The organism is Limnohabitans sp. 2KL-17 (assembly GCF_003063415.1).
Taxonomy (GTDB): domain Bacteria; phylum Pseudomonadota; class Gammaproteobacteria; order Burkholderiales; family Burkholderiaceae_C; genus Limnohabitans_A.
Window position 1 is genome coordinate 36,213 of the sequence record NZ_NESK01000009.1, and the last position, 23,326, is coordinate 59,538.

Below are 23,326 nucleotides of genomic sequence, written 5' to 3' on the forward strand. Positions count from 1 at the left end.
GCTCATCCCAACGCCCTGCTGAATGCAGGGCGTTTTTCATGGCGCATGCGTCATGAATTTGAGGCCTTACCCAGCGGAACCTTCGAGCAAGCCAATTTGGCTGACCACCTTGCTGCCCCTCGCGCTGCTGTTGCTGCCCTGGGTGGCGCCTTGGTCGCCCGCACCACAACCCAACACCGTGCCCCTGCTGCTCAGCTGGGCCTGCATCGGCTGCCTGCTGGCGCTGGGTCAGCCCGTCAAGCCCATCGACATTGCCCGCGCCTGGGCTTGGGCTGCCTTGATCAGCAGCGTCATGGGCCTGATTCAGTACTTTGGCGCAGCATCTGCCTTCAGCCCCTGGCTGCATGTGACGGGCCTGGGTGAGGCCAACGCCAATTTGCGGCAGCGCAACCAACTGGCCACACTCTCGGGCATCGGCGTCTTGTCCGTCCTTTGGTGGCGAGCGAATGGGCTCAAGACACAACATGCGCTGTGGATGCTGGCCTTGCTCGCCATTGGCAACGCCGCCACGGCTTCGCGCACAGGCTTGTTGCACATGCTGCTGGTCACCTGCCTGGCGGTTTTCTGGTCTTTCCGCAGCCGTTTTGAAACGCAAAGCCTGTCGCCCCTTCTCGCATTTTGGGCCTTGGCAATTTACCTGCTGGGCAACTGGGCCTTGCCCTGGTTGTTGAACGGGCAGTCCGGGCAAGACATCTCCGGGGCATGGGTCCGAATGGGCAACAACGATGGCTGCGGTAGCCGTCGCGTGCTCTGGGGCAATGTGATCCAGCTCATCGGTGAAAAGCCCTGGACAGGATGGGACTGGGACGAGCTCAAATACGCCCACTACATCACGCTGTACGAGGGTACGGATACCCGTTTCTGTGACATCCTGGGAAATGCTCACAATCTGCCTTTGCACCTGGCGGTCACCCTGGGAGTTCCCATCACCGCTGGTTTGGGCGTGGCTTTGCTGGCCGTGCTGGTCCGAGCCCGCCCGTGGCTGAGCCGCTTGCCCGATCAGCAGTTGGCTTGGTCGGTTCTGGCCGTGATCGGCCTGCACAGCCTGCTTGAATTTCCGCTTTGGTACGGACCTTTCCAAATGGCTGTGCTGTTGTGTGGCGTGCTGTTCATGTCCCCGGCATCGGGCGACAACACTGGGACCTCTTTGCCCGTGAGATTGGCAGGTGGGCTGGTCTTGGCAACCGTCTGCATGGTGGGCGCTGACTATGCACGCGCAAGGCAGATCTACCTGCCTGCACAACACCGTTGGTCGCTCTGGGGTGCAGACCCTCTAGGCGCAGCGCGCAGCAGTTGGTTTTTTAAGCGATCGGGCACCTTTGCCGAACTGACGATGACACCAGTCACCCCACAAAATGCATCATGGGTCTTGACCACAAGCCTGGACATGCTGCATTACTCGCCAGAGCCCATGGTGGTGCGCCAACTGATCAAAAGCGCAAGCATTCTGGGGCGACAGGATCTGGTGCGGCTGCACCTGGCCAGATGGTCCGCCGCATTCCCGTCCGAGCCAATGCCCACACCATGAAATGGGTCCCCACAGAAAGAGTCATCACTGTTTTGCAATGACAACGTGAATGTCCATTGTTGTTTGCCAAGCCTTTGACATGGGACGGGTTTGATTCCAGGGTGCTGCAGGCCCGAAGAAAAACAGGCAAGTCATTGGTTTGCACTCGCGCGGATTACTCCGCGTTCATTGTCTGTAGGGTCTCATCGTGTCCGGGTTGAGACCTCGTGGATTGTCCATAGACAAACCGCCGCCTGGGCCCATTGACTTGCCACCGCCAGGTCCCATTGATTGACCACCGCCTGGGCCCATTAATTGGCCACCACCAGGGCCCATTGACATGCCGCCGCCAGGCCCCATGGATTGGCCGCCGCCTGGGCCCATTGATTGGCCACCACCAGGGCCCATTGACATGCCGCCGCCTGGGCCCATTGATTCGCAGCCACCCGGGCCCATTGATCCCCTGATGCAATCTCGCCAAGCTTGGGCATGGGCCGAAGAGGCCACCAAAAGAACAGCGGTAAAAATAATTTGCCTTGTTTTCATGGGGAGTCCCTATTTTTTAGAACAACTTCTGAAGTTGTCACCAGATAAAGTCATCAAACAGTCATTTTATTGACCTGTCCAGACTTATCCCGGTTCGACTTCTTTCAACATTCCGGGCTCTGGGGTTTAGGATGGCCTGACTATTTATCCCCTTTTAAATGCCAAATACAACCGAAATACGGTGTCTGAAGTGTTGGCACGGCCAACCTGTTTGATCGATGGCGCAAGGCCTGCGGTTATTTTTCAGCCACCCAGCGGCCACTTTTGCCCCCATGCTTTTCCAGCAAGGTCACGCCGTTGATGGTCATGCCCCGGTCCACGGCTTTGCACATGTCGTAAATGGTCAGCAAGGCCACTTGCACGGCGGTCAGGGCTTCCATTTCGACACCCGTCTGGCCGATGGTTTCGGCAGTGGCCGTGCAGGCAACGGCATTGTCTGCGGTCAACACTTCAAAATCGACTGCCACTCGGGTCAACCCGATCGGGTGGCACAGCGGGATCAGGTCCGAGGTTTTTTTGGCCCCTTGAATGCCGGCGATACGGGCAATGCCCAGCACATCGCCTTTCTTGGCGGTGCCCGATTGGATCAATGCCAGTGTGGCGGGCAACATCTCGATGCGCCCGGTCGCTACCGCGATACGGCGTGTGCTGGTTTTACCCCCCACATCCACCATATGGGCCTGGCCTTGGGCATCGAAATGGGTCAAGACATCGGTAGACTGGGTCATGGCTGTGATGGTTAAAACCATTTACAAAAGGTTGTCAAGAATGGCGCATCATACGGCCATCAACAGGTCATGCACCAGGACATTCATCGCCTTGAAAAACATTTTCCGCCCCTCCAAACTGATGCTGGTTTTACTGCTGGCCACCTCTGCCCTTCAGTCAGGCTGGAGCCAATCCAATGCATTGCCGTCCCTGGGCAACAGCGAAGGCATTTCTCTTGGCGCCGAACGCAAATTGGGCGACCGCATCGCGCGCGAACTGTACCGCGACCCAGACTATCTGGAAGACCCGATTCTGGATGAATACATCCAGCGCCTTTGGGCACCCCTGGTCAAGGCGGCTGCGGCTCGCGGAGAGTTGTCGCCTGACTTGCAAGTGCGTTTTGCCTGGCGCATTTTGCTGGGGCGAGACCGGTCCGTGAATGCCTTTGCACTGCCGGGTGGCTATCTGGGCGTGCACTTGGGCTTGATCGCCGTGGTCAGCTCGAACGACGAACTGGCCTCGGTGCTGGCGCACGAGTTGAGCCATGTCACGCAGCGGCACATTGCACGCTCGATGGACGAGCAGTCCAAGATGACCCCTTGGGTCATTGGCTCGATGATTTTGGGGGCCTTGGCAGCCAGCAAAAACCCACAAGCCGCACAAGGCCTGATCGTGGGAGGGCAGGCGGCCGCCATCCAGTCACAGCTGAGCTATTCACGCGACATGGAGCGTGAGGCCGACAGGGTGGGCTATGGGGTGCTGAAGGATGCGGGTTATGACCCGCAAGGTTTTGTGGGCATGTTTGGCAAACTGCAATTGGCCGCGGGTGCGAATGACAACGGTGCCTACCCCTACCTGCGCAGCCACCCCTTGACCACCGAGCGCATCGCTGACATGCAGGCGCGCTTGCAACTGAACGGTGCCCATTCACGCCCCTCTGCGGACACCGAGCAGGCCATGCTGGCCGCGCGTGCCCGGGTGATGTCGCAGAGCAGTGTAGAAGCCTTGAAGGCCTGGACCCAGGATAACAACAGCACCTCGGCACAGGCAACGCCTGTACAAAAAGCAGGCGCCTTGTATGCCGCCACCTTGGCCCACCTGCAACTCAGGGACTTCGCCGCCGCCGAGCGCAGCCTGCAAAACCTGTCTCAATGGACAGCGAATACGCCCGCAACAAGGCGTCTTGTGACTTTGCTTCAAGCAGAAGTGGCGGCCCGACAAGCACGCTTTGATGTCGCCCTGAGCATGCTGGAGACCTTGGGCAGCAAGCCGCTACAGCGCCCTGAAATGATGGCGACAGCACAAGCTTTGTTGCGTCTGCCTTCGCATCCGGCGCGCACAGCCATCACGCAACAATTGCGCGAACAAGTCACGCAAGCGCCCTACGATGCGCAAGCCTGGACCACGCTGGCCAGTATGCTGGCTTTGCAGGGCCAGACGCTGCCATCACTGCGCGCCGAAGGCGAGGCCCAAATGGCCCGCATGGACTGGACCGGTGCGGTGGACCGCTTCAGGGCAGCCCAGGACTGGGCCAGAAACAACCGCCTTCAAGCTGGCGACCACATTGAAGCAACGATTGTGGACACCCGGCTGCGCCAGGTACAAGCCCAAATTCGGGAAATGCAAACCGAGCGATGAGTTTCAGGGTTGGGCTTCAGACTTTCTTGTGCTCAGCCAGCCAGCCGCCAGAACAGCAACGATGGCCACGGCATAGCTTACCCAGCGCCAATAGTCCTGCGAAGGCGCTATGATCGCATTCCTTTACTCTCGCACCATGGCCGGAATTCACATCACCGACATTGAAGCCGCCATCAACCACTGGCGCACCAAGAACGGATCCCCAGACGGGGTCACGCTTCCGCGCGAGCTGCGTGCATTGGGCGAGGTTTATGCGCTCATGGTCTATTACAAACACGACCTGGCCGACGAATTCACACTGCCTGTCGCGGCAGCAGAGGCTTGGCAAGACTGGTACGCCAGCACACCAGACACACCCTGCATTGCGATTTGCTCCACCAGCCAGGGCGATGAAACCTGCAAGGGCTGTGGCCGGAGTTTTGAAGAAGTGCAACTGTGGACAGAAATGACCCCGGGTGAAAAACGTGCCGTCTGGCAGCGCATCACGGTCGATGGCACCTCATGGCGCTTCAACAAATACGCCGAGCGCGCGGCCGAGGATCGACACTGGGCCAAAACTGCTGCCCAAGCACAGGCTTCACTAGACTTGAAGCCCGCCGTTTGAAGATGTTTACGGGTGTGGACTTCATGCCACCCGGATTACCCACCGATTTGAGGGCGCGTTCACTTCCAGCGGATCAATTCAATGTGCACGCTGCCTTTGTCGCTGCTGAAGGTCACACTGCCTTCCTGCACGGTGGCTTGCAATTGCATGCTGCGTTCGGCCAACTTGGCCAGCTCTTGTGAGCGCTCGGTAGGCACCCGCCAGACCTGCAATTTGTCGAGGCGTGTGAGCTTGGTCTCAATGCCCTTCCACCAGACTTCGGCCGCATGGTTGAAGCAATACAAAAGCACTTCGTCAGCTTTCTGGCAAGCTTTCATGATTGGCTTGTCTTCGGGCTGACCGACTTCGATCCACATGCGCGTGCGCCCGGTGAAGTCGCGCAAGCTGACATCCGGATCGTCGGGGTCGGACAGGCCTGACCCAAAAGCCAGCTTGCCGTCGCCATTGCACACGGCCTGCAATTTGTAAGCGTTGATGGCCAGCGCCAGCAAGCGGATCATCATGCGTTCATCGGTCTCGCTGGGGTGCCGGGCCAACGTGAGTTGGTGGTCTTCGTAATGACTGTGATCGATGTCAGCGATCGACAAATTGGTTTTGTAGATGGTGGATTTGAGGGCCATGTGATCCCTTCAGACCCGGCGTGCCAGCTCGGCGGCCTTGCCGACATAGCTGCCGGGCGTCATGGCCAGCAGTCGGTCTTTGTCCGCTTGCGGAATCTCCAGGGCTTGGATCAGGCCATGTAAATCGGCAGCAGTCACGGTCTTGCCACGCGTGACCTCCTTGAGCTTTTCATAAGCGCCCTGCACGCCATAGCGGCGCATCACGGTCTGTATGGGCTCGGCCAGCACTTCCCAGGCCGCGTCCAGGTCGGCCGCCAGCGCCTCTTTGTTCAGCTCAAGCTTGTTCAGGCCGGTCATCAAGGACGCGTAGGCCAGCGCGGTATAGCCCAAACTCACGCCCATGTTGCGCAGCACGGTGGAGTCCGTCAGGTCACGCTGCCAGCGGCTGATCGGCAACTTCTCGGACAAGTGCTTGAGCACCGCGTTGGCCAGACCCAGGTTGCCTTCGGCATTTTCAAAATCGATCGGGTTGACCTTGTGCGGCATCGTGCTTGAACCGATTTCGCCGGCTTTCAGGCTCTGCTTGAAATAGCCCAGGCTCACATAACCCCAGATGTCACGCGACAAGTCGATCAGGATGGTGTTGGTGCGGGCCACAGCATCGAACAACTCGGCCATGTAGTCGTGCGGCTCGATCTGGATGCTATAGGGCTGGAAAGTCAGGCCCAGGCCCCATTGGCTGGCCTGTGTTTCGCACAGCTCGGGGGTTTCGATGACCTTTTGGGCAAAGGCTTCCCAGTCGAAATCGGGCCAGGCCGACAAGTGGGCGTTGTAATTGCCCACGGCACCGTTCATCTTGCCCATGAGCTTGACCGCCTGGATCTTTTCCCGGCAACCCTTCAAGCGCATCACCACGTTGGCCATTTCCTTGCCCACGGTGGTGGGGCTGGCGGTTTGACCGTGGGTGCGACTGAGCATGGGCACCTCGGCAAAGGCATGGGCCATCTCGCGCAACTTGGCGATCAGGCCATCGAGGCCCGGCAAGATGACCTGAGCGCGGGCGCCCTTGAGTTGCAACGCGTGACTGGTGTTGTTGATGTCTTCGCTGGTGCAGGCAAAGTGTACGAATTCAGAGGCTTTCTCAAGCTCGGGACGGTCCTTGAACTTCGATTTGATCCAGTACTCCACCGCCTTGACATCGTGGTTGGTGGTTTTTTCAAACACTTTGATGGCCTCAGCATCGGCCTCCGAGAAGTTTTTCACCAGCGCCGTCAGGTAGCTGCGGGCGCCCGGTGTCAATGGCTTGAACTCTGCAAAGCCTGCATCCGACAAAGCGATGAACCAGGCGATTTCGACCTGCACACGCCGGTGCATATAGCCTTGCTCGCTCATGAGTGGACGCAGGGTATTGAGTTTGCTGGCGTAACGGCCATCCAGCGGCGACAAGGCGGAAAGGGGAGAAAAATTCATGCTTTGATTGTAATTCCCAAGACCCCGGTAACCTACAAGCCCATTCAATGGTGCCTGTCAGCGTGCAAGAACCCGGACACTCTAGAATCAACAGCCATTCTGCTCAGACACGGTTCAACATGAAACTCATCGGCTCCATCACCAGTCCTTATGTTCGCAAAGTGCGCATCGTCATGGCCGAGAAAAAACTCGACTACCAATTTGTAAGCGAGGACGTCTGGTCAGCCGACACACGCATTCACGAATCCAACCCTTTGGGCAAAGTGCCCTGCCTGATCATGGAAGGCCACGAGGCCGTCTTCGATTCACGGGTGATCGTGGAATATCTGGACACCTTGTCACCAGTCGGCAAGCTCATCCCCACAGGAGGGCGCGAACGCGCAGAAGTCAAAACATGGGAAGCTCTGGCCGATGGCCTGCTGGACGCAGCGATACTTGCACGCATGGAGTCAGGGTGGGCCGGGCGCGACGACAGCCAGCGCAGCCAGGCCTGGATCGATCGACAACTGGACAAAATACAGCATGCGCTGCGGGCCATGAGCAACGGGCTGGGTGACAAGGCATTTTGTTCAGGCATCCACCTGAGTCTTTCCGATATTGCTGTCTGCTGCGCTGTCGGTTATCTGGATTTCCGTTTTCCCCAAATCGACTGGCGCACGCCTTACCCGAATCTGCACAAGCTGTACGACAAGCTGGCGCAACGGCAGAGCTTCATCGACAGTTTGCCCACCTGATCCATCGCCTGCAAAACATGCACGCCAAGCGTGCCATGCCAACCCGGAACGCACACACGCTCACCTGAATCAATGGTTCAACAAGTTCCTGCGGACATGCCGCAAGTGATCGGTAGCCAGCTCTTTGGCCTGCAAGGGATCACGGGCCTGAATGGCCGCCAGCAGTGCTCGGTGTTGCGCCTGGTAAGCGAGCCGCCTTTCGGGGGTGAGGCTGCGTTTTTTCAGCATGCCCCATTCGCCCTGGGCACGGGCCTGGTTCATCAGCTTGAACAAGCTGGCCACAAAGCTGTTGTGCGCAGCGCTTGCAATGGCTTCGTGAAACAAGCCATCCCACACCTCAAACTCCTCCACGCTGGTCGCTGCTTCGGCGTGGTCGCAACAGCGCGCCATTTGCGCAAAGTCGGCCGGTGTGGCGTGCCCTATCACCATCTCAATGATGGCGGGCTCGAGGGCCATTCGGGCCTCCATCAGTTCAGCAGGGCTGGTTTGCCAAGCAAGGCCTGAGGCGGCCGCAGGCTTGGCTGGGTGAGGTCCGGTGAACGCCTTTGCCTTTTCAGTGGCATAGGTGCCGCTGCCAACCGTCTGTTCAATCAAGCCCTGGGCTTTCATGTCCGCGAGCACTTTGCGCACCGTGCTGCGGCTGATCTGGTACTTCAGGCCAAATTCGCGCTCTGTGGGCAAGCGTTCCCCGATTTGCCATTGGCCACTGTGCAGCTCAGCGAGCAAGCTGGCACGGAAAAGATAGGAAGAGTCCACGGGGGTATCGGCTTTGACAAAACCAAATCATACCAATGATCCGCCTCGAATTGAAATAGGCAGAGGACCTGATGATTGCCGATGAATGCTTTGAAAAATGACCCGCTCAGGGGGTAAACCGAAAAAGCGGCGTGTCCTGTATGCGTCTTGACCACCCGGTAATTTTCCGTATTATGGTTCGAATTGGTTGAAAACACCGGGTCAATGGGCGCGGGGTTTGCCACACCCCCCCAAGGAGAACACTTTGCGCATTGCGACTTTTATCCACCACGGAAAACGCCATGTGGGCCAGGTTTCTGCCGATGGCCTGCAAGTCACCGCTTTTGCCCTGTCGGATGCCCAAGCCGCGAGCGGGGCCCAAGCCCTGATCGAGGCCATGGTGTCGGGCCATGCCTTGCCGGCTTTTTCAGGACCGCCGCTGGACATCGCCTCGGTGAAGCTTGAAGCGCCACTGCCTTTGCCGCGCCGCAATGTTTGGTGTGTGGGGCGCAATTACCATGCGCACGCCAAAGAACTGCAAGCATCGGTCTTCAAAGACAGCAACACCGACGCTCAGGCATGGCCCATCGTCTTCACCAAGGTGCCCGAATGCGTGATTGGCCCTAGCGATGATGTGCAACTGCCTGGTCCGGACGTATCCGAACAGATCGACTACGAGGCCGAGTTGGCAGTGATCATTGGACTTGGCGGCAAAAACATCAGCCAGGCCGATGCAATGAAGCACGTCTTTGGCTACACGGTGGTCAACGATGTGACGGCCCGCGATGTCCAAATGCGTCACCAGCAATGGGACATGGGCAAGTCATTCGACACCTTTTGCCCCATGGGTCCATGGATCGTGACCGCAGATGAAATCGATGGACGCAAGACCCGAGTGCGGTGCTGGGTCAATGGCGAGTTGCGCCAGGATGGTCCCACCGAGAACATGATTTTTGACATCCCCACCCTGATCGAGACCATCTCGCGAGGGATCACGCTCTACCCTGGCGACATCATCGCCACGGGCACCCCTGCTGGAGTGGGCATGGGCCTGAAGCCCCCGCGCTACATCAACAAAGGCGATGTGATCCGCGTTGAAATTGAGGGTGTCGGTAGCATCGAAAACCGTTTCGTTTGACTGCAGGATAGCCGTCAGGGCACAAGCGCCGGCTTGCAAAAACAAAGGAATAAATCATGACAACACGCGCATTGATCTGGGCCGCACTGGGTGCAGTCATGGCCTGCTCGGGCTTGGGCGCTCTGGCGCAAACCTACCCAAACAAGGCCATCACGATGGTGGTGCCCTTCCCACCGGGCGGGGTGGCGGACACCGTGGGTCGCCCCGTGGCCGAGGCCATGTCACGGCACCTCAAGCAAAGCATCGTGGTCGAAAACAAGGGCGGCGCGGGCGGCGGCATTGGCATGGCGCAAGTCGCCAAGTCCAAGGGCGATGGCTACACCTTGCTGATGTCCTTGTCTTCCTTGGTGGTCCTGCCCGAAGCAGACAAAATCCTACAGCGTGCTCCCATGTTTCTGGTCAGCCAACTCAAGCCGATTGCCCGCTTCACGGCCGACCCGACGGTGCTGGTCGTGCGCGCAGACAGCCCCCGGAAAACCTATGGCGACTTCATGGCCTATGTGAAGACCAACCCGGGGCGCATCTCCTTTGGTTCATCGGGCAATTACGGCACCATGCACGTGCCGATGGAACAGCTCAAGGCCGCCACATCGACCTTCATGCTGCATGTGCCTTACACCGGTGCAGGTCCGGCTGTTTTGTCATTGCTGAGTGGTCAGATCGAAGCTTTGTCGACTGGCCCCGCCAGCGTCAAACAGCACATTGCCTCGGGCCGCTTGCGCGCCCTGGCGCACTGGGGTGAGGGGCGGCTGGCCAGCATGCCCGATGTGCCCAGTTTGAAGGAGTTGGGTGTGCCGATCCAGTACTCGCAGTGGTCGGGCCTGTTTGTGCCGGCCGACACACCCACTGCCGTAGTCGACAGCTTGCGCCAAGCTGCTCGATTTGCCGCACAAGATGCGCGTGCGGTCGCCGCCTTGACGGCCTCTGGCACTTCGTTCATGTACCAGGACGCCGCCGACTTTGAGCGTTTTGTCCAAGCCGATGCCAAAGAGATGAGCGCCCTGGTCACCCGCATTGGCAAAGTCGATTGATCCACAGAGTTCAACGGCCATTTTGAGACGCCCCCTTTCCACCCACCGGAGACACGACATGTTCACCTTGCACAATAACTTGAAACTGCTGGCCCTCAGTTTGGCCATGGCCTCTGGCCTGGCACACGCGCAAAGCTACCCCAACCGCCCCGTCAAAATCGTGGTGCCCTTTGCCTCAGGCGGGCCCGCTGACAACTATGCACGCTTCATGGCACAGCGGCTGGGTGAAGAGCTCAAGCAGTCGTTTGTGATTGACAACAAACCCGGTGCGGGCTCGATCATTGGCACCGACTTGGCAGCCAAGGCGCCAGCCGACGGGTACACCTTGCTCATGATGTCCAACACCCACACGGTGAACGAGTCACTGATTCAAAGCAAGCCCTTTGCCTTGATGAAAGACTTTGTCGGCGTCGCGCCGGTGAACTATTCCAACCTGCTGCTGGTGGTGCACCCCTCCGTGCCCGTCAAGACAGTGGGTGAATTGGTGGCACTGGCCAAGTCCAAACCCGGTAAGCTCAACTACGCGTCATCGGGCAACGGAACGCCGTACCACATGGCCGGTGAATTGTTCAAGTACATGGCTGGCGTGGACATGACGCATGTGCCCTACAAAGGCAGTTCCGGCGCCCGGACCGACATCGTGGGCGGGCAGGTGGATGTGATGTTCGATGCCGAAACCACCATGGCCGAGTTTGCACGAGGCGGCAAAGTGCGTGCACTGGGCGGCACCGGATTGGCGCGCTCGGCCAACCTGCTGGAGTTGCCCACTGTGGCCGAGACCGTGCCCAAATACGAAGCCACCATCTGGCTGGGCCTGATGGCCCCCAAGGGCACCCCCGCCGATGTGGTCAACAAACTCAACGCAGAAGTGCGCAAGATCGTGAACAACCCGGATGTAAAGGCCGCTTGGGCCAAACAGGGTGCTGTGCCCATGTCGATGAATGTGGCCGAGTTTGACCAATACCTGAACGCCGACATCGCCAAGTGGGCCAACATCGTCAAAGCCTCGGGTGCCAAGCCGGACTGAGCCATGATCACTCGGGAAGTGGCGTTCTGCGTGAACGGGCAGGGCGTGTCCGTGGCGGATGAAAGCGGTCAAACCCTGCTCGATGTCTTGCGCAACACGCTGCACATGAAAAGCACGCGCATGGGTTGTGGGCAAGGCCAATGCGGCGCTTGCCGGGTGATGGTCGATGGCCATGCCGTGGCCGCTTGCGAAACACCCTTGTGGGCGGTGGAAAACAAATCTGTCACCACAGTGGAAGGTTTGGGAAGCCGCGACAAACCGCACGCTTTGCAGACTGCGTTCATTGAAGAGGAAGCCATGCAGTGTGGCTTTTGCACCAGTGGCATTTTGATGTCTGCCGCTGCCTTGCTGCAACGCCAAAACCAACCCACCCGACAAGAAATCGTACAAGCGCTCGATGGCCATTTGTGCCGCTGTGGTGCGCACAATCGGGTGATTCGGGCGATTGAAAAAGCCGCTGCCCGGCTGGGCCCTGTGTGAACACCGAATCACTCAAGGCGAACCCTCTGCTGCGCCAATGGCTGGGCTTGGGGCCGGCAGGGCAAATCCAGGCTTTTTCGGGCAAGGTAGACCTGGGGCAAGGCATTTCGCACGCGCTGAGGCTGATCGTTGCCGAAGAATTGCGGCTGCCTGCAACGCAGATCGACATGGTGCCCGCCAGCACACGCTTGAGTCCTGATGAAGGCGTGACCTCAGGCAGTTTGTCGGTACAGCACTCAGGGGCCGCTTTGCGTTGCGCCGCCGCCCATTTGCGCGAAGCCTGCCGCTTGCAAATGGCCCAGCGCTGCGGCGTGGGAATCGACGCAGTGCACTGCGACAACGGTCTTTTTACCGTGCCAGACCCAGCCTCTTCAGCCACCTACAGCGAACTGGCAGACCGCACTCTCTGGGACAGCGTCATCAATACTGCCCATGCAGTTACTGGCAATGACTTGCAATCGCTGGACAGTTCGCCGTCAGTCAAATACGCCGTGCGACCCGACATGGTCGCCAAGGTTTTTGGCGAATTCGAATTTATCCAAGACCGCGTCATGACGGGCATGTGTCATGGCATGGTGTTTCGACCGGGCACGCTTACGGCCACTGTGATTGAAAGCGACATGCTGACTTTGCAAAACAACTTGCAAAAACGTGCGGGTGTTTTGAAGGTGGTCCGCGATGGGCTCTTGCTGGGTGTATTGACCGAGTCTGAAAGCGCCCTCACCCGCATCGCCCAAATGGTTGAAGAAGATGCCGCAAAGGGAAAACTCTGGTGCTGCAGGGCCGAAGTGCCGAACCCTGACGACTTGCCTGGCTGGCTGAAATCGCAGGCCCTTGAAACCACGGTGGTGGTCAATACCCTGCAAGCCATTGAAGGTGCGGACAAGCCCACTGAAACTGAAATGCAACGTGTGAGTGCGGCGTATCACCGGCCCTTTCTGCAGCATGCCTCGATTGGCCTGTGCTGCGCCCTTGCGGTGTGGCGTGAAGACCAGCGGCTCGAGGTCTGGAGCCACAGCCAAGGCATTTTCAACTTGCGGCGTGACTTGGCGTTGGCTTTTGAAATAGCCCCCGAACAGGTACAAGTCGCACATGTCGAAGGGGCTGGTTGCTATGGCCACAATGGCGCCGACGATGTGGCCTTCGATGCGGCATGGCTGGCACAACACACAGCAGGTCGACCTGTGCGGGTACAGTGGACGCGCCTGGCCGAATTGGCCCATGCGCCCTTGGCACCGGCCATGCTTGTGCACATCGAGGCGGGCATCAGCCCTGAAGGGCAATTGCTCGAATGGACCCAATCCGTCTGGAGCCAGGGCCATGGCACCCGCCCTGGACGCGGCAAAACACCAGCCTTGCTCGGCGCATGGCAAACAGCCAATGCGCTCCCGGTCACCATGGCGGTGAATGCCGCCATGGCCGTGGGCGGTGGTTCAGAGCGCAACGCACAACCCCCCTACGACATCGCCTGCGTCAAGGTACTCAACCACCGCGTGCTGAACATGCCTTTTCGCGTTTCAGCCATGCGCGCCTTGGGTGCACCAGCCAATGTATTTGCCGCAGAGTCGTTCATGGACGAACTGGCACACCGATATGGCAAAGATCCTCTGGCGTTCCGGCTGGACCATCTGAGCGGCACTGCTGATGTGCGCGCTGCTGAGGTCTTGCAAAAGCTGGCCGTTATGGCGGGCTGGACAAGCACCCGCCCCGGCAACAAACCGGAAGGCTGGGGCCGAGGTCTGGCCTATGCGCGGTACAAAAATATGGGCGCATATTGTGCAGTGGCGGTCGAGTTGGTGGTGGCTGAAAAGATCAGGCTGAAAAGGCTCTGGGTCGCCGACCTGGGTCATGTGGTCGATCCCCAAGGTGCCGTTAACCAGCTGGAGGGCGGCGCCTTGCAATCGGCCAGTTGGGCTCTTTGTGAATCGGCTCAGCTCAGCCCACAAGGCATTGCGTCAAGCGACTGGACAAGTTACCCCATTTTGAAATTCAGCGACATGCCTTTGGTTGAGGTCAGCCTGATGACCGGCCAAGGCAGACCCTCGCTGGGTGCTGGCGAGTGCAGCTCGGGTCCAACTGGCGCAGCCATTGCCAACGCCATTTTTGATGCCATGGGTGTGCGCATGCGGCACATGCCTTTCACGCCGGAAAACATGCTGAAGATCCTCCATGCCGACAGCACCCCACCCCACCATTAACCCCCTTGATTGAAAGAGCAACATGCATGTATTGAGTGGCGGCGCAGCCGCAGCAGTGGTCAAAGCGGTTCAGGCCGAGTTCGAAAAATCGACCCATGCTCAGATCATCGGTACCTTCAGCGCAGTAGGTGCCATGCACGCCAAATTGTTGGAGGGTGCACCTTGCGATGTAGTGATATTGACAAAGCCCCTCATCGATCAACTGGTGACCTCGGGCCATGTCGTCCCCGAAAGCGTCCGTTCGCTGGGTAAGGTCAGGACAGGCGTGGCCGTGCGCAGCGGCACGCCTCATCCATCGGTGAAAACACGCGCAGAACTGCACGCAGCCATGAGCGCAGCAAAAGCCATTTATTTTCCAGACCCAGACATGTCGACGGCTGGCATCCACTTCATGCGGGTGTTGAAGGCGCTGGGGCTCGATGAAAGCCTGCGCCACAAATTTCGCCCATTTCCCAACGGTGCGACGGCCATGGGTGAAATGGGCAAAAGTCTCGAAAGTGGCTTGATTGGATGCACGCAAGTGACCGAAATCAACTACACCGAAGGGGTGACACTGGTGGATGTGTTGCCACCCGAATTTGAACTGAGCACCGACTACACCTTGGGCATTTGCACCCAGACCCAAGATTTGACGCAAGCACAGCTGCTGGTCGATTTGCTTGCAGGCAGCGCATCGGCAGCGGTGCGCCAGCAGGGTGGGTTTGAGTTCTGAGTCATAGGCACTTACCGCTGAGTGCAGCTGCTGCAAGGGCTCAGGTGTTAGCGCGCTTTTTCAGCCAGCGCATGACGCCGCCCACCAGCGGCAATTTTTCGTACAACTCTTCTGCCGCATCCCAGTAATCGCGGTGCAGCGTCACCAGGCCTTGTTCGTTGAACGCCACGTGGCTACCGCCCCGCACGGTTTGCAAGGTGGTGGTGTCAAAGCGCTTGAAATGAAAGCGGAACTCCCAGGTCAGGAATGCCTGCTGACCATCGACCAGCTGGCCTGTGATGACGAAGTGGGGCCGGTCGAGCGCCACATACATATGGCGAAAAATTCGCTCAATCTCGGGCAGCCCCTGGACTTCATTGAAAGGGTCTTTGAACCGGGCTTGCGCATCGTAGAGCGTGTGCAGTTGCGCGACGCTTTGTGGTGACAGCGTTTCAAAAAATGTGGCGAGGTTTTGGGTGAATTGTCGGGTGTTCATGGAGACTTTCAAAACCCACCCTCACAAGCCTGTGAACTTGCGCACCAGCGGAAAGTACAAGCGGTAAGGCAGCAGCCGCAGCAGTTTGAGCCACAAGGTAAAGCGCTTGGGGAAATGAATATCAAACTGTCCCTGCGCCCAGCCCTTGAGCATTTCAAGCGCGGCCTGCTCGGAGCTGATGAGCGCCGGCATGGTGAACTGGTTCTGGGCGGTGAGTGGGGTATCTACAAAACCGGGGTTGACCACGCTCACACCAATGCCCTGGTCTTGCAAATCGAGGTACAGGGTTTCTGCCAGATGCGTGAGCGCCGCCTTGGTCGGGCCGTAGGCCAGACCGTTGGGCAAACCGCGCCAACCCGCCACGCTGCTGAGCAAGCTGATGTGTCCGCCTTGCCGCGCCAGCATATCGGGCAACACTGCGTTGATCACTTGCAGCGCGCCCTGGTAATTGACTTTGTCATGCTGCAACAGATCGTCCAGATCGATGGCTGTCGCGCGCTGGGCGCGGTAGTAGCCGGCGGCGTAAACCACGAGGTCCAGCGGGCCCTCGCTCAAAATGGCACGGGCGGTGGCTTGTACATCGGCGTTGACAGCCACATCAAGTGGGCGCCACTGCACAAGCGGGTCTTGCGCAGCCCAGTTTTGCACGCCTTGCGGATTGCGCGCCGACACCACCACCATGGCGCCAGCCGCACGCAAAGCCTGGGCGCACGCCAGGCCAATGCCTGTTGACGCTCCCACCAGCCAGACCCTGCGGCCATGCCAGTGGGCGATGGGCGTGTTCAGCTGCAGCCAGCTGCGCTTGGGCACTGCAAGCCGGGGCTGCGGGCTGCTTTTTTGCAGCACATCGTCGGCACGGTTGGCGGCGATGGAAGGGGTCGCACTCATGCGGCTCAAACCGGCTTGGCCAACACAGGCGTTCGGCGCGTGAACGACAAGGTGACTTCACCCAGCTTCACGCCCCATTTGCTCATGGTGGCTTTGTTCAGCATGACACGGTCGTCCATGAGGTACATCCAGTCGTCAAAATCGACATGCCAGGTACGGCCATCCACCGGCAGCGCCAGTGTGTAGCCCCAGCGAAACGCGTTGCCACTGACCTGGCCTGCGGCCTCGCCCACCACGTCGTCGGCACGCCCGGTGTAGGCGCCATTGGGCCCCGCCTTGAGGCGCCAAATGCGACGCTGTCGGGTGCCATCCGAATAAACAAAGGCCTCGTCGAGCACGCCTTCATCGCCATTCCAGCTGCAGTCCATCACCACCGTGAAGCGCTTGACCACTTGGCCGCTGCGGTCGGTAAAAACGCCCCAGGCGTCGATGGTGCCCGTGAAGTAGGTGCGCAAATCCAGTACAGGCTTTTCTTGCGCATAGCTTTGCACCTGCGGCCCCGCGCAGCTGGCCAAAAAGGGCACAGTGGCAACAACGGGCAAAGCACCCAGGCGGACCATTGCGTTTCGGCGATCCATTTTTGTACTCATGTGCAAGCTCCCATTTTCAAAATTTGAGTCGAATTCATACGGAGGCATGGCGCTCGCATCAGGCCGTGTGTGCCAAAGCGGGTGCACGCATCAAACCCACATACAAAGCCAGTGCAGCCATCAGCTTGAGCACGCATGGCAGCAAGCCATACGCCAGGCCCAGCGCCAACAAAGCATCTGTGTCTTGCCGTCCCGGCGCATAGCCCCACAAGCTCAGCAAGGGCAGCGACAGGCCAGCAGCCAAGGCCAGGTTCAGCTTGGTGGCCAGATTCCACCAGCCCATGAAGGCGCCGTCGGTGCGGCCGCGCTCACCGCAGCGGTCGATCAACTGGTTAAGCAGGGCACCAGGCACCGTCAGGTCTGCCCCCAGCGCCATGCCCGACAACGCGCACACCAGCAAAAACCCGGTGGTATCGCCCGCGCCCAACCCGATCACACTCACAAAGGCCAACACCGACAAGGCCATGCCCAGCGCCCAGGTTCGCAACAGGCCGATGCGGTCGATCACCTTGAGCCACAGTGGAAACGACAAGGCACCGGCGGCAAAGTACAAACCCAGAAACAGCGGCTCCATGGCCTTGGGCGCCTGCAAACGGTCTTGCACGAAAAACAGCACCAGGGTCGCGGGCACAGCACTGGCCAAGCCATTCAAAACAAAAACCACCAACAAGCGGCGAAAGCCGGCATAGCGCCAGGGCTGCCACAAACTCACGGCATTGTGTGCAGGGTCGAGTTCGGACGGCAATGGGGCTTGCATGGGTGCGGCTTGCCTGGCCGTGCGCTGCCAGGTGAACAAGCCAAGGGCCAACATGATGACCAGCAGGGCCGTGGTCATGGGCCAGCCCCAAAGGGCGGGCAAGGCCGATGCCAACAACACACCCACCAAGGCCCAGCCTTCACGCCAGGCCACCCACCGGCTTTGCGCGATGCCACCACCGCCCTGGCGCGCGGCCCAAGCCTGGTGCAAGATGCCCAGTCCACTGTAGGCCAGGTGACTGAGCGTGAGCGCACCGCCCACCCAGATCAGCAACTGCGGCGCCGACAAAACCGCCGACGGCGGAAAAAACAGAGCCGCAAAGCCCAGGGCCACTGCCAAAGCCAACAGCATCGCCGCCAGCCAGACGGCACGCCATGAATGGCGAAAAAGTTGGTCACCCCAGCGCCCCAGCCACGGATCGACCACGGCATCGATGCTGCGACTGAGCAAGAGCACCGCGCCCAATGCCGCCAAAGGCACGCCATATTGCTGGGCATACAAATTGGGCAAATGCACATACACCGGCAAGGCCACAAAGGCCAGTGGCAAACCCAGCAGGCCATAGGCCGCTGCGGCGCGGCGCTGACGGTCTGGGCCAGATGCCGATGTGGCGATGCTCATGGCTGAAGGCCTTGCAACAATTTCGCACGCATCTTGGGCTCGGAAGTGCGCTCGTCCAGCCAGACACCAAAAAACAAACGCGCAAAGGCGGGGTCTTTCACCATCCCGACGCGTTGGCCGTTGACCCAGAATTCAGCGCCCAGACCTGGCAGGTTGACGCCGGTGATGCGATCGCCCTGGCTGACATTGGGAAACAAGGCGCTCATGGCCGACAACCAGCCTTGCGCCTGGGCGTCGCTGAAGCTGCCCACGCGCCGCATCTCGTCAATCGATCGGCTTGCAATCGAGGCCCCTTCCAGGCGGCGCAAATATTGCAACTCCAGCGCGAACGGGTGTTGTGCGTGCTGGCTGTGGCGAAACCCCAAAGGCGTCCAAAGCCGGGCGTCGTAAACCTCAAAACCCCAGACGCGCAAACGCACGGGCGCTGTAGGCACCACGCCGCTCAAAGCTGCAACCTCTGGGCGACTGAACTCGGCATTGGGGTTGATGTTCGAACTCTCCATGCTGGCTTGGGCTTGCGCTTTGGCGGCAAAGAACGCCCCACCCACAATGCCCATGCACAGACAGTAACCGACCCAGTGCCGACGCACACCATGCGCCCATGTCGAGGTCTTGTCAAAGTGTGCATTCATGGGTTTCATCCTGGTTTGGTCAGCGTGAACTGGATCACATCGATGTTGGCCTCGTCGAACGCAGCTTCGCAATAGGCCAGGTAAAACGCCCACAGGCGGATGAAGCGGTCGTCAAACTGCAGCTTTTGCACTTCGTCGACTTGCTGCATGAAACGCTCTCGCCAGCGGCGCAATGTCTCGGCATAGTCGGGACCAAAGTTCAGCTCGTCCACCACCTGCAAGCCTGCGGCCTGCGCCTGTTTGCGAAACTCGCCAGGGCTTGGCAAACAGCCCCCTGGGAAAATGTACTGCTGAATGAAGTCGGTCGATTGCAGGTAACGCTCAAACAGACTGTCATCGATGGTGATGCTTTGCACGCACGCACGGCCGCCGGGTTTCAGCAGGCGGCTGATGGTCTGGAAATATGTGGGCCAATAAGCTTGCCCCACCGCCTCGATCATCTCGATGGAACAAATGGCGTCGAAGGGTTCGTCTGCAATGTCCCGGTAATCTTGCAAGCGCAAATCAGCATGCTGCTGCACGCCCTGGGCCTGCATGCGGGCATTGGCAAAGCCGAGTTGCTCGGTGGACAAGGTCACGCCTGTGATGTGCGCTCCAAATTCGGTGGTGGCCGCCTCGGCCAGAGCCCCCCACCCGCATCCGATTTCAAGCACGCGGTCACCAGGCTTGGCGTTCACCATGCGCAAGGCACGGCGCACTTTGGCTTTTTGCGCATCCGCCATGGGCTGCGTCTTGTCGCCTTCAAACCAGGCTGACGAGTAATTCATCGTGCCATCCAGCCACAACTCGTAAAACGCATTGCCCAGGTCGTAATGTGCGTGGATGTTCTTGCGGCTGTTACTGCGGTTGTTGCGGTTGAGCAAGTGCTTGATGCGGTACGCCAAACGCCCCAGCCAGTGGCCATAAATCGCACCTTCAATGTGGTTGCGGTTGGCGATCAAAAGACGCAGCAGCGCGGCCAAATCAGGCGTGGTCCATTCGCCGGCCATATAGCCTTCGGCGAAACCGATATCGCCCGACTTGAGCACCTCGGCGCACATCTCCCAATGGTGAATGTGCAGCGCAGCAAAGGGGGCCTCATGCGTGCCAAAAACCTGGTAGTTGCCGTCGGGGGCATGCAGGGTGAGCGTGCCGATTTTCAGGCGAGCCAGCAAGCCCAGCAAGCGCGTTGCCGCTCTGGGCAAACTGATGTGCGGAATCCGCGCGGCTGCGGACTGGGTGCCAGCAATTGTGGCTGTATCTGCGGTCTTCATCGTGGGGGGCATCCGGTGGGTTCCAGTGTTCAACGGGTCACAAATTCGCGAGGCAGTTCGGGCTTGCGCCAAAACGGTACTTTTTTAAGCCACAGCAGCAATGCATGCCAGTGGATGCGTGCCACCACACCCAAGGTCAGCAGCGGGTAGCGCCACATGACGCGGCGCAAGGCAGCCGCGTTGAGGGACTGAAGCTCTCCGCTCCAGCTGGTGTCAATCAGGGGACCGTCTGCATCGGCGTGGTCGACCCGCGCCACAATTCGCTCGATGCCCGAATGGCTAACGCGCATGAAACGAAAACGGTATTCGCCCTGCACATCGCAAAAAGGGGATACATGGAAAACTTTGTTGGCCAATATCGTGTGACCATATTGCGGCTCTGGCAGCAGGTAGCAATGCCGTTCGCCAAAGGTGTTGTTCACCTCGGCAACGATGGCGGCCAACGTGCCATTGGTCCGATGCGCGTACCAAAAGCTCACGGGCTTGAAGGCGTGCCCCAAGACTCGGGGGAAGGCCTGCAGCCAGACCTCACCGCTCGCGTCCGTGATGCCTTCCTTGAGCAGCAACTCGTCCAACCAGGCCAGTGCGCCGCCCTGGTCTGCACTTCGTCCGTCACCATGGTCAGCGTCATGAAACGCAAACCACGCAGGGCGGTTGATGGCCAGCGCTGCCTTGCACTGCCCCGCTTGCAGACTGCGCATGGGCAACATCAGGAATGCCGTGGGGTAGGCGAATGCATGGTGCGCCGGACGATGGCGCGTATGCCTCACCTGGCCCCAGCCCATGAGTGCGGTGACCGTTTTCATGCCGCCAGCTTTTCAGGGTTGCTGTTGCCTTGCCCGTGGATTTGCTGGAGCAATGCGCGGCCTGCTTGAAGGCCTGATTTGAGGCCATCTTCATGAAAGCCGTAACCTGTCCAGGCCCCGACATACCAGGTGTGTTGCTGGCCTTGCAGCAAAGGCAGGCGCTTTTGCGCTTCAATGGCGGCCAGGTCAAACACCGGATGCGCGTAATCGTATTCACCCACGATGGTGGACGGGTCAATGGCTTGCAGAGGATTGAGCGAAACCACCACCGGCTGCTCAAACGGAATGCGCTGCAAGCGGTTAAGCAAATAGTGCAGGCAGACCCTGGATGACTCGCGCTCGCTGCTGGCTGCGCGTTCGTAATTCCAGGCCGCCCAGGTTTTCTGGTTGGCAGGCAGCACGCTGGCGTCGGTATGCAACACCGCATGGTTGTCCTGATAGCGAATGGCCCCCAGCAAGCTGCGCTCGAAGTTGCTCGGTTCACGCAACAGGCCCAACGCCTGGTCGGTGTGCGTGGCGATCACGACCTGGTCAAAGCGCTCGGCATGACCGTCGGTGATGATGCGCACACCTTGCGCGTCGCGCTCGATCAGGCGCACGGGGGTGTTCAGGCGCTTGTCGCGCACATCCACCAAAATTTTCTCGACATAGGTGCGCGCGCCCCCCACCACGCTGAACCACTGGGGGCGGTTGGTCACTTGAATCAGGCCATGGTTGTGGCAAAACCGGATCATGGTCGCTACGGGAAACTGCAGCATCTGGTCGGTCGGGCAACTCCAAATGCAACCCATCATGGGCAGAAAATACCAGTCCCGAAAAGCTTCGCTGAATCGGTTCACGCGCAAGAAATCGCTGAGCGGCTGTTGCATTTCTTTTTCGCGCTGCTCTTTGGCAATGCGGGTGCACAGCGCATTGAAGCGCATCACATCGGCCAGCATGCGCCAAAAGCGCGGGTTGACCAGATTGTCGCGCTGGGCAAACACACTGCTCAGGTCGGTGCCGCTCCACTCCAGGGTTTTTCCCTTCAGTGCACCTGGCACCTTGACGGAAAAAGACATGTCCGAGGGCGCCGTCTCGACGCCCAGTTCGGCAAACAGGTTGATCAGGTTGGGGTAGGTGCGTTCGTTGAACACCAGAAAACCCGTATCCACCCCATGTGTCACTAAGCCCTGCGGTGTGGGCAGGGTCACGTCCACCGTGTGGGTGTGCCCGCCAAAATAATCACCCGCCTCGAACACGGTGATGTCGGCATAGCCCTTCAGGGTGTGAGCCACCGCAAGACCCGAAATGCCCGAACCCACGATGGCCAGTTTCATGCGGCGAATCGTGTTCTGGTTCATGGTTTGGCCTTGAGAGCTTTGTCGATCGCTCCCAACAGGCTTTTGCTGTCGGGCCCTGTCATGCTGCTGTATTGGTCAATGACCTTGCCATCGCGGCCAATCAGGTATTTGTGAAAGTTCCAGCGCGGCTTTTGGCCGGTTTGAGCGGTCAGTTGTTTGAACAAGGGCACAGCGCCATCGCCCGTGACCTGGGTTTTGGTGAACATCGGAAATTTAACGCCAAAGGTGCTGTCACAAAAATCGGCGATCTGTTTGTTGCTGCCGCTTTCTTGCGAGAAGTCATTGGATGGGAAGCCCAACACCACCAAGCCTTGGTTTTTGTACTGGGTGTTCAGCGCTTCCAGGCCTTTGTATTGCGAGGTGAATCCACAAAAACTGGCCGTGTTGACCACCAGCACCACCTTGCCCGCGTACTGGCACAGCGACTGGGGCTTTTCGTCTTGCAGTCGGTCAAAGCTGTGGTTCAGGATGGGCGGGCAGGCCGCTGGGGTCAATGCTGAACTGGCATGCGCCGCCCCGATGCCCAGCACCATGCCGACCACCCACAAGGCCAACATCAACCGATTCAAGAGTTTATTTACCCACGCGTAATTCATTTGCACTTTAAAATTCATTTTGCGACTGATCAGTTTAAACTTCTTTGTTAAGTTTGTCACACCAGCTCATTTTCACTGGAGAAGACCATGCCCAAACCCCCGGGTTTTAAAGGGAACAAACAAGATTTGCCCCAAAAACCTTGTGCCGTTTGTGGTCGACCCATGAGTTGGCGCAAAAGCTGGGCGAAAAACTGGGACAGCGTGTTGTATTGCAGCGACCGCTGCCGAGCCGACAAGTCCTCCGCACGCCCGCCGCAAAGCGTCCCACACACCTGAAATT

The 23,326-nt window shown here is 59.1% G+C and carries 24 protein-coding genes; 11 read left to right on the forward strand and 13 right to left on the reverse strand.

From position 1 onward, the window contains the following. Positions 1 to 52: 52 nt before the first annotated feature. On the forward strand, positions 53 to 1,528 hold the full coding sequence (locus tag B9Z45_RS05795; protein ID WP_158270384.1) for a PglL family O-oligosaccharyltransferase: 1,476 nt from the start codon (positions 53 to 55) through the stop codon (positions 1,526 to 1,528). A 761-nt stretch (positions 1,529 to 2,289) separates the two neighbouring features. On the opposite strand, the gene moaC is transcribed toward B9Z45_RS05795, so the two are convergent. After that, positions 2,290 to 2,781 (reverse strand): cyclic pyranopterin monophosphate synthase MoaC, encoded by a 492-nt coding sequence (gene moaC, locus B9Z45_RS05805; protein ID WP_108406350.1) that lies wholly within the window; start codon positions 2,779 to 2,781, stop codon positions 2,290 to 2,292. Between the two features lie 121 nt (positions 2,782 to 2,902). Here moaC and B9Z45_RS05810 point away from each other — a divergent pair, with 121 nt between their 5' ends. Further along, positions 2,903 to 4,399 (forward strand): M48 family metalloprotease, encoded by a 1,497-nt coding sequence (locus tag B9Z45_RS05810; RefSeq protein WP_108406351.1) that lies wholly within the window; start codon positions 2,903 to 2,905, stop codon positions 4,397 to 4,399. Positions 4,400 to 4,535: 136 nt separating this feature from the next. Further along, complete coding sequence (locus B9Z45_RS05815) at positions 4,536 to 5,003, forward strand: DUF3717 domain-containing protein (protein WP_108406287.1); 468 nt, start codon at positions 4,536 to 4,538, stop codon at positions 5,001 to 5,003. Between the two features lie 59 nt (positions 5,004 to 5,062). Here the strand turns inward: B9Z45_RS05815 and B9Z45_RS05820 are convergent, their stop codons facing one another. Beyond that, on the reverse strand, positions 5,063 to 5,623 hold the full coding sequence (locus B9Z45_RS05820) for a YaeQ family protein (protein ID WP_108406288.1): 561 nt from the start codon (positions 5,621 to 5,623) through the stop codon (positions 5,063 to 5,065). Positions 5,624 to 5,632: 9 nt separating this feature from the next. Next, positions 5,633 to 7,033: an adenylosuccinate lyase gene (gene purB, locus B9Z45_RS05825; protein ID WP_108406289.1), complete on the reverse strand. Its 1,401-nt coding sequence runs from the start codon at positions 7,031 to 7,033 to the stop codon at positions 5,633 to 5,635. A 119-nt stretch (positions 7,034 to 7,152) separates the two neighbouring features. Here purB and B9Z45_RS05830 point away from each other — a divergent pair, with 119 nt between their 5' ends. Beyond that, positions 7,153 to 7,767, forward strand: coding sequence for a glutathione S-transferase N-terminal domain-containing protein (locus B9Z45_RS05830; protein WP_108406290.1), 615 nt, complete (start codon positions 7,153 to 7,155; stop codon positions 7,765 to 7,767). Between the two features lie 69 nt (positions 7,768 to 7,836). Here B9Z45_RS05830 and B9Z45_RS05835 read toward each other — a convergent pair whose 3' ends face one another. Continuing rightward, a complete protein-coding gene (locus B9Z45_RS05835; RefSeq protein ID WP_108406291.1) occupies positions 7,837 to 8,523 on the reverse strand; it encodes a FadR/GntR family transcriptional regulator in 687 nt (228 codons plus the stop codon). A 244-nt stretch (positions 8,524 to 8,767) separates the two neighbouring features. Between B9Z45_RS05835 and B9Z45_RS05840 the strand changes: the two genes are divergently transcribed. From B9Z45_RS05840 to B9Z45_RS05865, 6 genes are read left to right on the forward strand one after another with little or no spacing between them, the layout of a single operon-like run. Next, entirely contained in the window at positions 8,768 to 9,640 is an 873-nt protein-coding gene (locus B9Z45_RS05840; protein WP_108406352.1) for a fumarylacetoacetate hydrolase family protein, read from the forward strand. Positions 9,641 to 9,696: 56 nt separating this feature from the next. After that, a complete protein-coding gene (locus B9Z45_RS05845) occupies positions 9,697 to 10,671 on the forward strand; it encodes a tripartite tricarboxylate transporter substrate binding protein (protein WP_108406292.1) in 975 nt (324 codons plus the stop codon). 58 nt (positions 10,672 to 10,729) lie between these two features. Beyond that, positions 10,730 to 11,698, forward strand: a complete 969-nt coding sequence (locus B9Z45_RS05850; RefSeq protein WP_108406293.1) for a tripartite tricarboxylate transporter substrate binding protein — start codon at positions 10,730 to 10,732, stop codon at positions 11,696 to 11,698. Between the two features lie 3 nt (positions 11,699 to 11,701). After that, positions 11,702 to 12,178, forward strand: a complete 477-nt coding sequence (locus B9Z45_RS05855) for a (2Fe-2S)-binding protein (protein WP_108406294.1) — start codon at positions 11,702 to 11,704, stop codon at positions 12,176 to 12,178. Next, the gene (locus B9Z45_RS05860; protein ID WP_108406295.1) at positions 12,175 to 14,376 is read left to right on the forward strand and encodes a xanthine dehydrogenase family protein molybdopterin-binding subunit; all 2,202 of its coding nucleotides are present in this window, start codon (positions 12,175 to 12,177) and stop codon (positions 14,374 to 14,376) included. The genes B9Z45_RS05855 and B9Z45_RS05860 overlap by 4 nt, the downstream gene beginning before the upstream one ends. Positions 14,377 to 14,398: 22 nt before the next feature. Continuing rightward, positions 14,399 to 15,088, forward strand: a complete 690-nt coding sequence (locus B9Z45_RS05865; RefSeq protein ID WP_108406296.1) for a substrate-binding domain-containing protein — start codon at positions 14,399 to 14,401, stop codon at positions 15,086 to 15,088. A gap of 40 nt (positions 15,089 to 15,128) precedes the next feature. Here the strand turns inward: B9Z45_RS05865 and B9Z45_RS05870 are convergent, their stop codons facing one another. The 9 genes from B9Z45_RS05870 to B9Z45_RS05910 all read right to left on the reverse strand — a co-directional run bounded on the left by B9Z45_RS05870 (position 15,129) and on the right by B9Z45_RS05910 (position 23,046). Next, positions 15,129 to 15,563 (reverse strand): nuclear transport factor 2 family protein, encoded by a 435-nt coding sequence (locus B9Z45_RS05870; protein WP_108406297.1) that lies wholly within the window; start codon positions 15,561 to 15,563, stop codon positions 15,129 to 15,131. A gap of 21 nt (positions 15,564 to 15,584) precedes the next feature. Then, the gene (locus B9Z45_RS05875; RefSeq protein ID WP_108406353.1) at positions 15,585 to 16,355 is read right to left on the reverse strand and encodes an SDR family oxidoreductase; all 771 of its coding nucleotides are present in this window, start codon (positions 16,353 to 16,355) and stop codon (positions 15,585 to 15,587) included. 101 nt (positions 16,356 to 16,456) lie between these two features. Then, a complete protein-coding gene (locus B9Z45_RS05880; RefSeq protein WP_233252089.1) occupies positions 16,457 to 17,041 on the reverse strand; it encodes a DUF3833 domain-containing protein in 585 nt (194 codons plus the stop codon). 58 nt (positions 17,042 to 17,099) lie between these two features. Further along, complete coding sequence (locus tag B9Z45_RS05885; RefSeq protein WP_108406299.1) at positions 17,100 to 18,419, reverse strand: MFS transporter; 1,320 nt, start codon at positions 18,417 to 18,419, stop codon at positions 17,100 to 17,102. Beyond that, positions 18,416 to 19,051, reverse strand: a complete 636-nt coding sequence (locus tag B9Z45_RS05890; protein WP_233252090.1) for a chalcone isomerase family protein — start codon at positions 19,049 to 19,051, stop codon at positions 18,416 to 18,418. The genes B9Z45_RS05885 and B9Z45_RS05890 overlap by 4 nt, the downstream gene beginning before the upstream one ends. 5 nt (positions 19,052 to 19,056) lie before the next feature. Next, positions 19,057 to 20,316 (reverse strand): cyclopropane-fatty-acyl-phospholipid synthase family protein, encoded by a 1,260-nt coding sequence (locus B9Z45_RS05895; protein WP_108406300.1) that lies wholly within the window; start codon positions 20,314 to 20,316, stop codon positions 19,057 to 19,059. A gap of 17 nt (positions 20,317 to 20,333) precedes the next feature. Further along, the gene (locus tag B9Z45_RS05900; protein ID WP_108406301.1) at positions 20,334 to 21,110 is read right to left on the reverse strand and encodes a DUF1365 domain-containing protein; all 777 of its coding nucleotides are present in this window, start codon (positions 21,108 to 21,110) and stop codon (positions 20,334 to 20,336) included. Continuing rightward, positions 21,107 to 22,426: an NAD(P)/FAD-dependent oxidoreductase gene (locus tag B9Z45_RS05905; protein WP_108406355.1), complete on the reverse strand. Its 1,320-nt coding sequence runs from the start codon at positions 22,424 to 22,426 to the stop codon at positions 21,107 to 21,109. Before B9Z45_RS05905 ends, B9Z45_RS05900 begins: the two co-directional genes overlap by 4 nt. A 20-nt stretch (positions 22,427 to 22,446) precedes the next feature. Continuing rightward, positions 22,447 to 23,046, reverse strand: a complete 600-nt coding sequence (locus B9Z45_RS05910) for a glutathione peroxidase (RefSeq protein ID WP_108406302.1) — start codon at positions 23,044 to 23,046, stop codon at positions 22,447 to 22,449. Between the two features lie 87 nt (positions 23,047 to 23,133). On the opposite strand from B9Z45_RS05910, the gene B9Z45_RS05915 reads away from it, so the two are divergent. Continuing rightward, a complete protein-coding gene (locus tag B9Z45_RS05915; protein ID WP_108406303.1) occupies positions 23,134 to 23,322 on the forward strand; it encodes a DUF2256 domain-containing protein in 189 nt (62 codons plus the stop codon). Positions 23,323 to 23,326: the final 4 nt, after the last annotated feature.

Excerpts from the sequence above, each read along its gene's own strand:
- B9Z45_RS05880 (WP_233252089.1), bottom strand. The coding sequence starts at position 17,041 with ATGAGTACAAAAATGGATCGCCGAAACGCAATGGTCCGCCTGGGTGCT.
- B9Z45_RS05890 (WP_233252090.1), bottom strand. The coding sequence starts at position 19,051 with ATGAATGCACACTTTGACAAGACCTCGACATGGGCGCATGGTGTGCGT.
- B9Z45_RS05830 (WP_108406290.1), top strand. The coding sequence starts at position 7,153 with ATGAAACTCATCGGCTCCATCACCAGTCCTTATGTTCGCAAAGTGCGC.
- B9Z45_RS05815 (WP_108406287.1), top strand. The coding sequence starts at position 4,536 with ATGGCCGGAATTCACATCACCGACATTGAAGCCGCCATCAACCACTGG.
- B9Z45_RS05850 (WP_108406293.1), top strand. The coding sequence starts at position 10,730 with ATGTTCACCTTGCACAATAACTTGAAACTGCTGGCCCTCAGTTTGGCC.
- B9Z45_RS05855 (WP_108406294.1), top strand. The coding sequence starts at position 11,702 with ATGATCACTCGGGAAGTGGCGTTCTGCGTGAACGGGCAGGGCGTGTCC.
- B9Z45_RS05885 (WP_108406299.1), bottom strand. The coding sequence starts at position 18,419 with ATGAGCATCGCCACATCGGCATCTGGCCCAGACCGTCAGCGCCGCGCC.
- B9Z45_RS05870 (WP_108406297.1), bottom strand. The coding sequence starts at position 15,563 with ATGAACACCCGACAATTCACCCAAAACCTCGCCACATTTTTTGAAACG.
- B9Z45_RS05915 (WP_108406303.1), top strand. The coding sequence starts at position 23,134 with ATGCCCAAACCCCCGGGTTTTAAAGGGAACAAACAAGATTTGCCCCAA.
- purB (WP_108406289.1), bottom strand. The coding sequence starts at position 7,033 with ATGAATTTTTCTCCCCTTTCCGCCTTGTCGCCGCTGGATGGCCGTTAC.
- B9Z45_RS05905 (WP_108406355.1), bottom strand. The coding sequence starts at position 22,426 with ATGAAACTGGCCATCGTGGGTTCGGGCATTTCGGGTCTTGCGGTGGCT.
- B9Z45_RS05900 (WP_108406301.1), bottom strand. The coding sequence starts at position 21,110 with ATGAAAACGGTCACCGCACTCATGGGCTGGGGCCAGGTGAGGCATACG.
- B9Z45_RS05865 (WP_108406296.1), top strand. The coding sequence starts at position 14,399 with ATGCATGTATTGAGTGGCGGCGCAGCCGCAGCAGTGGTCAAAGCGGTT.
- B9Z45_RS05810 (WP_108406351.1), top strand. The coding sequence starts at position 2,903 with ATGCTGGTTTTACTGCTGGCCACCTCTGCCCTTCAGTCAGGCTGGAGC.
- B9Z45_RS05910 (WP_108406302.1), bottom strand. The coding sequence starts at position 23,046 with ATGAATTACGCGTGGGTAAATAAACTCTTGAATCGGTTGATGTTGGCC.
- B9Z45_RS05845 (WP_108406292.1), top strand. The coding sequence starts at position 9,697 with ATGACAACACGCGCATTGATCTGGGCCGCACTGGGTGCAGTCATGGCC.
- moaC (WP_108406350.1), bottom strand. The coding sequence starts at position 2,781 with ATGACCCAGTCTACCGATGTCTTGACCCATTTCGATGCCCAAGGCCAG.
- B9Z45_RS05820 (WP_108406288.1), bottom strand. The coding sequence starts at position 5,623 with ATGGCCCTCAAATCCACCATCTACAAAACCAATTTGTCGATCGCTGAC.
- B9Z45_RS05895 (WP_108406300.1), bottom strand. The coding sequence starts at position 20,316 with ATGCCCCCCACGATGAAGACCGCAGATACAGCCACAATTGCTGGCACC.
- B9Z45_RS05795 (WP_158270384.1), top strand. The coding sequence starts at position 53 with ATGAATTTGAGGCCTTACCCAGCGGAACCTTCGAGCAAGCCAATTTGG.